General features: G+C 43.0%; 8 protein-coding genes. 6 read left to right on the top strand and 2 right to left on the bottom strand.

Annotation, left to right across the window (positions count from 1 at the left end):
* Positions 1-191: 191 nt before the first annotated feature.
* The gene (locus ACYIA1_RS03825; RefSeq protein WP_413639469.1) at positions 192-2,540 is read right to left on the bottom strand and encodes an ABC transporter permease; all 2,349 of its coding nucleotides are present in this window, start codon (positions 2,538-2,540) and stop codon (positions 192-194) included.
* Positions 2,541-2,829: 289 nt separating this feature from the next.
* Between ACYIA1_RS03825 and ACYIA1_RS03820 the strand changes: the two genes are divergently transcribed.
* Positions 2,830-3,066 carry a hypothetical protein gene (locus ACYIA1_RS03820; RefSeq protein WP_022191889.1) on the top strand — a complete coding sequence of 79 codons (237 nt, stop codon included), beginning with the start codon at positions 2,830-2,832 and terminating at the stop codon, positions 3,064-3,066.
* A gap of 214 nt (positions 3,067-3,280) precedes the next feature.
* Here the strand turns inward: ACYIA1_RS03820 and ACYIA1_RS03815 are convergent, their stop codons facing one another.
* Positions 3,281-5,740: a hypothetical protein gene (locus ACYIA1_RS03815; RefSeq protein ID WP_480334431.1), complete on the bottom strand. Its 2,460-nt coding sequence runs from the start codon at positions 5,738-5,740 to the stop codon at positions 3,281-3,283.
* Between the two features lie 225 nt (positions 5,741-5,965).
* Between ACYIA1_RS03815 and ACYIA1_RS03810 the strand changes: the two genes are divergently transcribed.
* The 5 genes from ACYIA1_RS03810 (at position 5,966) to ACYIA1_RS03790 (ending at position 12,539) form a co-directional block, all read left to right on the top strand.
* On the top strand, positions 5,966-7,042 hold the full coding sequence (locus ACYIA1_RS03810) for an aldose epimerase family protein (protein ID WP_005866355.1): 1,077 nt from the start codon (positions 5,966-5,968) through the stop codon (positions 7,040-7,042).
* 45 nt (positions 7,043-7,087) lie between these two features.
* On the top strand, positions 7,088-8,362 hold the full coding sequence (locus ACYIA1_RS03805; RefSeq protein ID WP_005866353.1) for an MFS transporter: 1,275 nt from the start codon (positions 7,088-7,090) through the stop codon (positions 8,360-8,362).
* 107 nt (positions 8,363-8,469) lie between these two features.
* Entirely contained in the window at positions 8,470-9,615 is a 1,146-nt protein-coding gene (gene galK, locus ACYIA1_RS03800) for a galactokinase (protein ID WP_048927859.1), read from the top strand.
* Between the two features lie 20 nt (positions 9,616-9,635).
* On the top strand, positions 9,636-10,328 hold the full coding sequence (locus tag ACYIA1_RS03795) for an NUDIX hydrolase (RefSeq protein WP_008779607.1): 693 nt from the start codon (positions 9,636-9,638) through the stop codon (positions 10,326-10,328).
* 180 nt (positions 10,329-10,508) lie between these two features.
* Entirely contained in the window at positions 10,509-12,539 is a 2,031-nt protein-coding gene (locus ACYIA1_RS03790; RefSeq protein WP_146374856.1) for a transketolase family protein, read from the top strand.
* The last annotated feature ends 2 nt before the right edge of the window (positions 12,540-12,541 follow it).

Genomic DNA, 12,541 nt, shown 5'->3' with positions numbered 1-12,541 from the left:
ACTATTTGAACAAGACAAAATGTAAGGGAGGGACTATTCGCATAAATCCTCCCTTACAAATTTCAAATTAGTTAGAAAAATCGGTTACAATCCAATACCTTATCTGTACTTCCAAAGTATCTTAGCTTCATCAGCAAAGTATGTTAAGTTACTTTGCCGATAAAGTTAACTTCGTTGCCGATGTAAGTTGTCTATAACATATCCACCGGATTCTCATTCGCCGCCCTCCAACTTTGGAACGTGACCACTCCTACCGTCAGGATACTGATCCCTAGCAATGCGACAAAATAAATCAAATAACTGACAGGGACTTTCTCCATAAAATTACTGCCCCATCTCTCCATAAAATAATAGGAAACTGGAATCGCGATAACAAAACTAATGAGCAAGACCTTTAAATAGACTTTATTCAAACGATATAGTATCTCACTCACGGAAGATCCATACACCCGCCTTATACCAATTTCTCGCCGCTGATAGTGGACATCAAACAATACCAGACTTAAAATACCTGCCAATGCCATCCAGATAGATAAAACACTGGATAAAATAACCCGGTCGCCAAACTGGATTTCTTTTTCATACAGATGCCGGGAGAATGTATCGCAAAACTCAAAATCAGGTAAACATGAAGGGGAAAGTTCGTTGAGCATATTCCTAATATAAAGTAAAACATTCCCTTTATCAGCCCCCGGCATCAACTTTATATAAGCGTAAGGCATATATAATTCTTCATTCGTCACAAAAGCGACAGGATAAGTAGCTAGCGACTCCGATGCTTTATGTGTGGAAGCGATCACCACCTCATCCGTAAATCCTAATACCCGGGCATCATTCCCCCAAAAGGTTTTCATACGGTCACCCACATGAAGGTTTAATTGCCTTTTCGCTTTTTGGTCAAAAACCAAAAGCAACTCTTTATTCCTCCCATCTTCCATCCTTGAGACACGTCCCTCGTTCGCGGTAATATCCATAAGGGATAAAAAATTAGGTGATACATTCAAATAATAAAAATAAATAGTCTCTCCATTAAACTCTGCGGCCCCGCCACGATTCTCATTGGTCGCTCCTATCTTACTAGCGGCGAAAGCCACATCCTCAATTCCCGCATAACCACGCAAACGGTTGGTAAAATTCTCTTTATATTTCTCGGTTATCTCCTTATTCAATTCTACGACAACTATATTATCATTCCCGAAACCAAAGGAATGACTCCGCATTGTCTCTATCTGCTTATAAATAAACAGTGACAGGACGATCAATATAATTGAAACCGTATACTGAAAACCAACCAGACATTCCCGCATTCTTTTTCCCTTTGGAGACAAACCGAAAGAACCGTTCAGCACGATTCGCTGAGGAATAGAAGTCGCATAAATAGCCGGATATGCACCGGCCAATAGTCCCGCACACAAAGCCATAAATAATCCACCCAAAAAAACTATTCCCTTCATATGAAAGCCTCCTCCAATGCAACCTTCATAAACCAATAACAGCAACAAGGATATAGCATAAGACAATAACGCAAAAAGAAAAGACTCCAACCAAAGAAATCCACGCAACCGCCGTACCGAGTCCCCTAGAATTTTGCGGATGTTAATACTTTTTATTCTTGCCGGAACCAATGCCATTGTAAAGTTTATAAAATTAATCACTGCTATCAATACCACTAGAAACGAGGCGCTAAACAACAAATCCGTTTGTCTTTTATTCCCTGATTTTATGTAAGTAACGCTATTCATATCATTCATATAATAAATATCGCATAAATTCACCAAACGGGTCTGTACCTCTTGGAGCCTCTCGTATTGCTTGAAGGGAAATGCTTGGTTAAACTGGGAGCAAATGAGATCTTTTTGTGACGGATCATCTAAAAGGACATAACAAAGGAAAATCCAGTTATCCCAATCATCCATACAATAAGTCGACGATAAAGAAGTATAAATGGCATTATTCAATTGTGTGTTTTCCGGGAAATCTTTATAAACTCCTCCTACGACTAGTGATTTTCGTTCCTTGCTCCAAATCTCTTCTTCCGCAAGCAACTCCTTACCAATAGCCGATGACTCGCCAAATATCTTCCGGACCATACTTTCCGGCAAAAGGCATTTCTCCGGATCATCTAAGCAATCCAGTGAACCTTCCACCAATTGGAAGTCAAATATAGAAACGATCCCCGGAGTACAGGTTATCACCGGTTCCTTATAACCTTTGAGAATCTCGTCCCTCCCGATCGTAAAATAAACTTCCCCTACGTAAGGATTTATGATCGTACCTTCCAATATATGTGGAGAAGACGAGGCGAATGCTTGGGCGAAAGGCAGGATTTGCGTAGGCCATTGACTTTTACTTGTCACACAATCCAATCGATAAATAGCCTCGGCTTTCGAGTGTATTTTATCAAAAGTTCGTTCGGATTCCGTACGGATAGCTACGCTATCAAATAAAGTAAAGGCGATAACGAGGCCGCATATATTTAGTGTTGCCGCCATTTTATTTGCCTTCAACGTGATAATAAAATTTCGATATATAGAGTTCATGATACGCTTGTTTTTCGTATATAATAAATTGACACAATTCTCCCCTATACCCTTAAAGACAGGGCATAATCATGTCTAATCCAGCATACGACAAAGCACATAGCAAGAGTATCGTTCTTGCCAAAAGACGGATTTTAATCGAACATAACTTACCCTCCGTTCGTAAAACAACAAAGCTACCGACAGGGTAAACAAAGCGAGGAAAAAAGTCAATGAGGCAATAAGATACAAAAGCTTCTCCCCAAAAACGGGGAAAGATGTCAAAGGAGTTATGATTTCTTGAAAAGAGATGAAAGCAGCCGGCTCTTTATTCGCTATTGAAAATAAAGATGTAGAAGCACACACCCGTACCTCCTTTTGGGAGAAAGAATCGTTGGCGACCACAGTCAATGCGGCAAAAACGACCATGCACAAAAACATTGCCCTTAACCATTTCATAACAAGAACAAAATTGATCAAAGGCAAATGTATGGATTTTCACTCAATAAATCCAAACAATAAGCATGCAAATAACACGAATATGTAAATCATTGATTATCATCATCCTTAAAAACATGATTATATTTCTGAAAAAACACGTACATGTTTTCCACAAAAGTCGTACATGTTTTTCGGAAAACACGTACACGTTTTTACCAGGTCATACGACAGAAGACAAGAACAAATATAGAAATAGACAATAACCCTCCTTATCATGATGAGAATTTCCCTCATCAGTCCCGTGTAGGTTTGAGGCTATATCAAAACCCAAGCCCCAACTCAAAGGCGAACCGGAAACTATCCGTCGAGCCAAACCAAGAATATTTAGTGGTGAACTTATTCAAGAAAGTAAGCCAAATCCCGCCACCATAGGAAGTATGCCAACTATGGGAACGCTCACCGGGAAACCAGACCCTACCATAATCAAAGCCCGCAAATAGACCATATTTTAAGGGAGTGAACGGATTCTTTAGTTTTCCCATGTCCAAGCGTAAATCCGAGTATTGGTAAAAGGATTGCTTTCCGATAAAACGGTTCTCACGGAATCCCCTTAAATCAATCGTGGCGGCTTGATAGAACTCATAGTCATTATCAAATAGTACCGTTCCCTTCATCAAGGAGGCCCAAGTAAAACGATCCGAGAACCGTACGTTCCATGAAAGGCTTCCCTGCGCATAGGGGAAATTGCGTTCCGGCTTTTTCAAATTCATTTTCCATCCGGCCGTCCATTCGGTTTCCAATAGGGGAAGCCACGAATAAGGCTGTTTCGTTATCCGGTAAGTAGCACCAAGACCTACGAAATAATTCGTGCGGAAAATAGGATGATCTTCTCCATAAACCGTATAAATATATCGATCATCCGTACGTTTAGCCTTGTACATATCCAAAGAGCCAAAGAATGTCATCACCTCTTCTTTCCTCAAATCCATCTCGAAGGATGGATTAAACATATACGTCCGGAGCTTCACCCGGTTATAATTCTTTTTCTCCTCTTTATAGCCCGCCGTATTATTTCCAAATCCGAAGAAGTTCTCGAAGTTACGGGGTGAAGAGATGGAGGCATTTAGGTATAAACGTCTCCGGCCGTCATAATTAGGGAAGATACCTGCATACATGAACCCTTTCAAATAATTATACCCGATCCGATGCTGATAGGTGAATGGGGCTCGTTTAAAGCCATACATCGTATATGTAAAGAACGTACCCAAACTAATACCTTTATCCGAATCATATATTCCCCACGGGGTAAAAGATATCTTATGGTATTTTATCTTCTGGTAATCATATTTATAATCTTTATCGTAGACATGTATTTTCCGGTTATGATTCAATTGGTATTGGTTCTCCCCCTCTCCGGAGATCAAGTATATCGGAAAATCTTTCCGTGTATTTCCCTTCACTTCAAACGTATCGTTTCCCGCAAGCCCATATAACCACAGTTCCTTGGTTTCCTTGCCGGAGAATTGTTGTTCCAACCTACAGTCTCCGGTCTCGGGATCATAAATCCGTAAAACAGTCCGGTCCGGCGCTTGCCGCTCGATCAAGAAATAATCGGATTGATTGGTTCCGGCAACCACTGGCGTACGTTGCAATAAGCGATAATATTGGCTGGCAACCGCTTCCAGCTCTAGCCTCCTTCGTTTCAACTTTCGTTTAATCAGTTCTATCTCATCATGTTTTACACCTTCCGGCAAATAAGTAAAAGCGCTATCGATCAAAGAGTCGGTCATCTGTCTCCGAATTTCTTGGGCTTGGCGTATCCAAACCGACTCATCACTGCGGCCTGCTACCGCCATATCCAGCGCAAAAGCTAGCTTATTGATTTTCTTTGTATCTTTTAAAATCAGGCTATCATAATTACAGATAAAATCCAACGATAACATCTTCAACATTTGCTTGAACAATACTCCGTCCACCTTCGTGAAAGCATGATTCCTATCGATCACGATCGGGGTATAAATTACGCTATCATTGACGGTATGTGACTGCCACTCCCAGTTTTCGTTCGTCTTATTCCAATCTCCGGTCCACATATCGAAAATACGTTCCCGAATGTATAGATTTTGATCCGCCATATAGTTTTTACTCACTTGAAGGCTGTCTAGAAAGTCTTCCGTGGTATACAAATTAGACCTTAAATTAATATCCGGAACATTGATTAGATTGACCAGCCTATCTTGTATATCGCTGCCGTCCGCAACTGTGTCTTTCCGTATGTGGGAAGGAATATAGTAAATACGGGAGGGAGAAAAACTCAATCCCGCGGACTTCGCTAAATAATCTGCGACCAAAAAGGTATAGGGATTGATAATCGTATAAGCATCTCCTAAGAACTCATCCAAATATGTATTCTTAAAATCAGTCTTATTATATATTTCCCGGAAAAACTTCGACTCCAAGAAACTTGTAGAGCCACCCAAGGGCTTTAGCAAATACAATTGCTTACGCTTATTCTCCAACAATAATCCGTGAAACCCTTTCGCTTGCCCGACGATATCCATCCCACCCCCCAACGTTTCTATCGTAGCCGAAGGAACCCTGATCGGGATCGTATAAAGGTGACGATAATGCCTCCCCCACATCCAATTATAGATCTTGCTTTTACCACTATCCGCTTGCGGATAAATGGACTTACGTACCCAATCTTGAGATTGGGAATAAAGCAAGCCGGGCATAAGCACAAAGAGTATGAGTATGATATATTTATAGGACGACCGCATGGACAATTTCTTTCTATCTCTGTTTTACTAATAACAGGGGTAAGACAAGAGTTGTTTTGTTTTTTTAGCCTAAGAGAAGAATCAAGGACTTGACGTATAAACAAGCGATAATTATATATTTTTGGTAGACAAATCTAAAATCATGCTATAAAACATTATTCAGAAAGGTTATAAATACAAAGAAGAAAGTTACTTTTACACGCAATTTCAATAATATTGATACGCATGAAGAACATAAATACACTGTCGGGCTTGTCTGTTGCTAACTTCAGCAAGCAAATTGACGGGAAAGAAACGGCGCTTTATACCCTGTGTAACAAGGTTGGAGCAGAGCTAGCGATCACGAATTATGGAGCGAAAATCGTCTCACTGATGGTTCCGGATAAGAACGGAAAAATGACCGATGTCGTTACTGGCCATAATTCGATTGAAGAGTACTTAACATCAGAAGAACCTTATTTCGGTGCCATTTGCGGTCGTTATGGAAATCGTATCGCCGCTGGAAAATTCACGATCGACGGTATTACTTATGACAAATTAGCCATAAATAATGGCCCCAATAGCTTGCATGGCGGAATCAAGGGATTCAATGCGGTCGTATGGGACGCCAAACAAATAGACGAGCAAACCATTGAGTTGAAATATACCTCCGCCGATGGCGAGGAAGGTTTCCCCGGAGAACTAAAGACAACCGTAACTTATCATCTGACAAATGAGAATGAGGTCGTTATCTCCTATCAAGCCTCTACGGACAAACCTACGGTCTTGAATCTAACCAATCATTCTTATTTTAACCTATCCGGTGCGGGAGACCCTTATATAGGAGACCATATTCTCACGATCAACGCCGACTATTATCTGCCTACAGACAATACGGCAATCCCGTACGGACCTAAAGAGAAGGTAGAAGGTACACCGATGGACTTCCGGACTCCTCATGAGGTAGGCGAACGAATCAATGACAATTTCGAACAGCTTATATTCGGTAAGGGATATGACCACACGTACATATTAAATAAAGAGGACAACGAACTTTCTTACTGCGCTCGCTGCTCCTCCCCCAAGACCGGTATCGTAATGGAAACTTATACGACTCAACCGGGCGTGCAATTATACACAGGTAACTGGATGACTGGGAATTTCGAAGGTAAGAACGGACAACGCTACCCGGAACGGGCCGCTTTATGTCTGGAAACCCAGCATTTCCCCGATAGCCCCAACAAACCGGAATATCCGACAACGGAACTCCGCCCGGGCGAGGTTTTCCAAAGTACTACTATTTATAAATTCAGTGTAGAATAAGAGAATAATTTAAGTAATCTAATAATCTAAAACAACAAAAAAGAAATGGAATCAACAGCAAAAAAGAATTACACATTGCCTATTATCATGATGGTGGCTCTCTTCTTCATGATATCTTTCGTGACGGGTCTACAGAACCCATTCGGTATCATCGTTAAGAACCAGTTCGCTGCCAGCAACTTCATGTCGCAGCTGGGTAACGCAGCTAACTTTATCGCCTATGCCTTTATGGGTATTCCGGCCGGTATGCTATTGCAGAAGATCGGTTACAAGAAAACCGCTTTGTTAGCGATCATCGTAGGTTTCTGTGGTGTAGGTATTTCTTATCTTTCCGGTGTGGCTGGTAGCTACGCTGTTTATTTGACAGGTGCTTTCGTGTCCGGTTTCTCTATGTGTATGTTGAATACCGTAGTAAACCCGATGTTGAACACGCTAGGTGGTGGTGGAAACAAAGGTAACCAATTAATTCAGGTTGCCGGCTCCGTAAACTCTATCGGTGCTACGATCGTTCCGGTATTGGTTGGTTATTTGATCGGTGACGCTGCTAAGGCTCAGATCAGTGACGCTAACCCGGCATTGTTCTTGGCTATGGGTATCTTTGCCATCGTATTTATCGTATTGTTCTGCATGCAAATTCCGGAACCGCATATGGTTAAGGAAAATGAAGCCAAGACTCCGGACAAGCACAGCGCGCTTTCTTTCCGTCACTTCATTTTAGGTGCCATCGCAATCTTCTTGTATGTGGGTGTCGAAGTAGGTATTCCTAACTTCATGAACTTGTTCGCTACTTCTCCTGAGATCGGTATCGATCCTACAGTAGCCGGTTCTATCGTGGGTACATATTGGTTCTTGATGATGATCGGACGTCTGTTCGGTGCCTCTTTCGGAGCTAAGATCTCTAGTAAGGCGATGTTGTCATCAGCCGCCACGGTAGGTATGATCTTTATCTTGATCGCTATCTTCGCCCCTGCTACGACAAAAGTTAGTATGCCTGTATTCTTGTCTGATATCTCTTTCGGTATGGTTGAGGTTCCGGTTGGAATCATGTTCATGGCTCTTTGTGGTTTATGTACTTCCATCATGTGGGGTGGTATCTTCAACTTGGCAGTAGAAGGTTTAGGTAAATATACGGCAGCCGCTTCCGGTATCTTCATGGTGATGGTTTGCGGTGGAGGTATTCTTCCGTTGATCCAAGGAGCTGTAGCCGACGCTGGCGGTTTCATTACTAGCTTCTGGGTGGTATTCCTAGGATTGGCATATTTGCTATATTACGCTTTGATCGGTAGCAAGAACGTAAACAAAGACATTCCTGTTGAATAATAAGGACAGGACATAATATGATAAAGAAGAAATTATCCGGCAGAGTTATCTGAATGGGTAATTTCTTCTTGTTTATTCAATTATTTACCTTAATCAAATTAAGTATCATGCAACAAAAAATCAGAACTAAATTTAAAGAGTTATTTAATACCGAAGGTAGCTTATACACATCCCCGGGACGTATTAACTTGATCGGTGAACACACTGATTATAATGGAGGTTTCGTTTTTCCGGGTGCTGTAGATAAAGGGATGATCGCCGAGATCAAACCGAATGGGACGGGCAAAGTCCGGGCGTTTTCCATCGACTTAAATGATTACGCTGAATTTGGCTTGACCGAGGAGGACGCTCCTTCCGCAAGCTGGGCAAGATATATCTTTGGCGTATGCCGGGAGATTATTAAACGAGGTGGTAATATCCAAGGTTTCGATACCGTATTCGCTGGAGACGTACCTCTGGGCGCTGGAATGTCTTCTTCCGCCGCATTGGAAAGTACTTATGCTTTCGCATTGAATGACTTATTCTCATTGAATATCGATAAATTCGAGTTGGCTAAGATCGGTCAAGCTACAGAACATAATTATTGTGGCGTGAATTGCGGTATCATGGACCAATTCGCTTCCGTATTCGGCAAGGCCGGAAGTTTGATCCGCTTGGATTGCCGTTCTTTGGAATATAAATATTATCCGTTTAATCCGGTTGGTTACAAACTCGTGTTATTGGATTCGGTCGTTAAGCATGAGTTGGCGTCCTCAGCCTACAACAAACGCCGTAAATCCTGCGAGAACGTGGTAGCCGCCATTCGCCGCAACCATCCGAAAGTAGAGTTCTTACGTGACGCTACGATGGAGATGCTGAACGAGGTAAAAGCGGATGTCAGCGCAGAGGATTACATGCGTGCCGAATATGTTATCGAGGAAATCCAACGTGTACTCGACGTATGTGCCGCTTTGGAGAAAGGCGACTATGAGACTGTCGGCGAAAAGATGTACGGCACGCATCAAGGTATGAGCAAGCTTTATGAAGTTAGCTGCGAGGAACTGGATTTCTTGAACGATATCGCCAAGGAATGTGGTGTAACGGGTTCTCGTGTCATGGGTGGAGGATTCGGCGGTTGTACGATCAACTTGGTTAAGGATGAGTTGTACGACGATTTCGTGAAGAAAGCCTTCTCCGCTTATAAAGAGAAGTTTGGCCGTGAACCTAAATTATATAATGTAGTAATCAGCGACGGAGCACGCAAGCTCTGTTAATCTTTAAAATCCATAAAACGATGTCAGCAGCTTTTTATCAAGACGAAGTAAAATTCTATGTTGCCGTAGATTGTATCATTCTAGGGTTTAACAATAAGGAGTTGAATGTTTTATTATACAAACGTTCGTTCGAGCCGATGAAAGGACAGTGGTCTCTTATGGGAGGCTTCGTGAAATCCGGGGAAAGCGTGGATGAAGCAGCATCACGGGTATTAACCGATTGCACGGGCATCGAGCATCTTTTTATGGAACAAATAGGGGCTTACGGAGATGTATCGCGTGACCTAGGGGAGCGGGTTATCTCCGTAGCTTACTATTCCTTGGTGAATATGAATGATTTTAGTCCCGAGATCTTGGAAAGCCATAACGCTACTTGGACCAAGATATCCGAGCTTCCCGACTTGATTTTCGACCATAACCAAATGATAAACGATACGTTGTCCGTCCTTAAAAAGAAAGCGGCAAGCCGCCCTATCGGTTTCAATTTGCTTCCCGAGCAATTTACCTTGCCCCAACTACAGACATTGTATGAGGCCATCTACCAAACCCTTTTAGACAAACGGAACTTCCGCAAAAAGCTAAACGCCATGGATATTCTGGAAAAACTGGATATCAAAGACAAGAAAAGTTCTAAACGAGGAGCTTTCCTCTACAAATTCAACGAGAAAAAATACAACAAATGGGTTGAACAGGGTTTCGACTTCTCGCTCTAATCCGAATGATGTATACCCGCAAGAATAAGGCGCTCAGCGGGCTATCTTAAATATCTCTCAATTTATCAAAAATATAAGAAGATAGGAACCTTTACCGAAAAGGAATTGTTTGATTGATATAACGGCTCTTACAAAGAGTTTGATTATCTTTGCAGTCAAATAAATAATTCATCTGATAAAATGAACGATATTCAAGTAATGAACAAAGCAGCTGATAACATCCGTATACTGGCTGCGTCAATGGTGGAGAAAGCGAACTCCGGGCACCCGGGTGGCGCTATGGGTGGTGCAGACTTTGTTAACGTACTGTTCTCAGAGTTCTTAATATACGATCCCAAGAATCCCAAATGGGAAGGACGCGATCGTTTCTTCCTTGACCCGGGGCATATGTCTCCGATGCTTTATTCCGTACTGGCTTTAAGCGGCAAATTCACATTGGATGAACTTCAACAGTTCCGCCAATGGGGAAGCGTTACTCCGGGACATCCTGAGGTAGACGTTATGCGTGGTATCGAAAACACGTCCGGCCCGTTGGGACAAGGACATACTTATGCGGTAGGTGCGGCTATCGCAGCTAAATTCTTGAAAGCACGTCTGGGTGAGGAAGTAATGAACCAGACTATTTACGCATATATTTCCGATGGAGGTATCCAAGAGGAAATCTCCCAAGGTGCCGGACGTATCGCCGGAACTTTAGGACTGGATAACTTGATCATGTTCTACGACGCTAACAACGTGCAGCTATCTACCAAGGTAGAAGACGTCGATGCGGAGAACGTAGCCATGAAATACGAGGCTTGGGGCTGGAAAGTCATTCAAATAAACGGTAACGACGTAAACGAGATCCGCAAGGCTTTAAAAGAGGCTAAGGCAGAGATCTCCAAACCGACTTTGATCATCGGTAACACCGTTATGGGGAAAGGTGCTGTCGGCGCTGATAACAGCTGTTACGAGAATAAGGTATCTACTCACGGACAACCTTTATCCGCGGCAGGAGCTTCCATCGCAGATACGATCAAGAACCTAGGAGGTGATCCGGAACATCCGTTCGCAATCCTTCCTGAGGTAGCCGAATTATATGCCAAACGCACGAAAGAATTGGAAGTAATCGTCGCCGAACGTTACGCCGTGAAAGACGTATGGGCGAAAGCTCACCCGGACTTAGCGGCTAAGATGGAGCAATGGTTCTCCGGAAAGGCTCCTCAAATCGACTGGGCCGCAATCGAGCAGAAAGCGAACCAAGCGACCCGTGCCGCTTCCGCTACCGTATTAGGAGTGCTTGCTACCCATGTAGAAAACATGATCGTCGCTTCCGCCGACCTTTCCAATTCCGATAAGACAGACGGCTTCTTGAAAAAGACCCATGCTTTCGTGAAAGGCGACTTTAGCGGAGCTTTCTTCCAAGCAGGTGTAGCCGAGCTTTCTATGGCTTGTATCTGTATCGGTATGTCTTTACATGGTGGCGTGATCGCCGCTTGCGGTACATTCTTCGTATTCTCCGATTACATGAAGCCTGCGTTACGTATGGCCGCGTTGATGGAGCAGCCCGTTAAGTTCATCTGGACACACGACGCTTTCCGTGTTGGAGAAGACGGACCTACGCACGAGCCGGTAGAGCAAGAAGCTCAAGTTCGTTTATTAGAGAAATTGAAGAATCATAAGGGACACAACTCCATGTTGGTACTTCGTCCGGCAGACGTTGTGGAGACAACAATCGCATGGAAACTAGCGATGGAGAACGTTTACACTCCTACCGCGTTGATTCTTTCCCGTCAGAATATCACAGATCTTCCCGCTAAGGAAAACCGCTATCAAGAGGCTTTGCAGGCGGAAAAGGGTGCCTATATCGTCAATGAAGACGCTAACGCGGATGTAATTCTTTTGGCTTCCGGTTCCGAGGTATCGACTTTGGTCGAGGGCGCCGCCTTACTTCGTGCTGAAGGCATAAAGGTTCGTATCGTTTCCGTTCCTTCCGAAGGTCTATTCCGTTCACAAAGCAAAGAGTACCAAGAATCCATTCTTCCCGCAGGAAGCAGGATTTTCGGCTTAACCGCTGGTCTTCCGGTTAATCTGGAAGGTTTGGTAGGTCCTAACGGCAAGGTATGGGGACTTGAATCCTTCGGTTTCTCCGCCCCTTACAAAGTATTGGACGAGAAATTAGGTTTCACGGCTAAGAACGTTTATAACCAAGTAAAAGAATTATTAGCATAAAG

It is taken from the genome of Parabacteroides sp. KHUB-02 (assembly GCF_056640955.1).
This window is presented reverse-complemented; position numbering and strand designations above follow the sequence as displayed.

Excerpts from the sequence above, each read along its gene's own strand:
- ACYIA1_RS03825 (WP_413639469.1), bottom strand. The coding sequence starts at position 2,540 with ATGAACTCTATATATCGAAATTTTATTATCACGTTGAAGGCAAATAAA.
- ACYIA1_RS03820 (WP_022191889.1), top strand. The coding sequence starts at position 2,830 with ATGAAAGCAGCCGGCTCTTTATTCGCTATTGAAAATAAAGATGTAGAA.
- ACYIA1_RS03815 (WP_480334431.1), bottom strand. The coding sequence starts at position 5,740 with ATGCGGTCGTCCTATAAATATATCATACTCATACTCTTTGTGCTTATG.
- ACYIA1_RS03810 (WP_005866355.1), top strand. The coding sequence starts at position 5,966 with ATGAAGAACATAAATACACTGTCGGGCTTGTCTGTTGCTAACTTCAGC.
- ACYIA1_RS03805 (WP_005866353.1), top strand. The coding sequence starts at position 7,088 with ATGGAATCAACAGCAAAAAAGAATTACACATTGCCTATTATCATGATG.
- galK (WP_048927859.1), top strand. The coding sequence starts at position 8,470 with ATGCAACAAAAAATCAGAACTAAATTTAAAGAGTTATTTAATACCGAA.
- ACYIA1_RS03795 (WP_008779607.1), top strand. The coding sequence starts at position 9,636 with ATGTCAGCAGCTTTTTATCAAGACGAAGTAAAATTCTATGTTGCCGTA.
- ACYIA1_RS03790 (WP_146374856.1), top strand. The coding sequence starts at position 10,509 with ATGAACGATATTCAAGTAATGAACAAAGCAGCTGATAACATCCGTATA.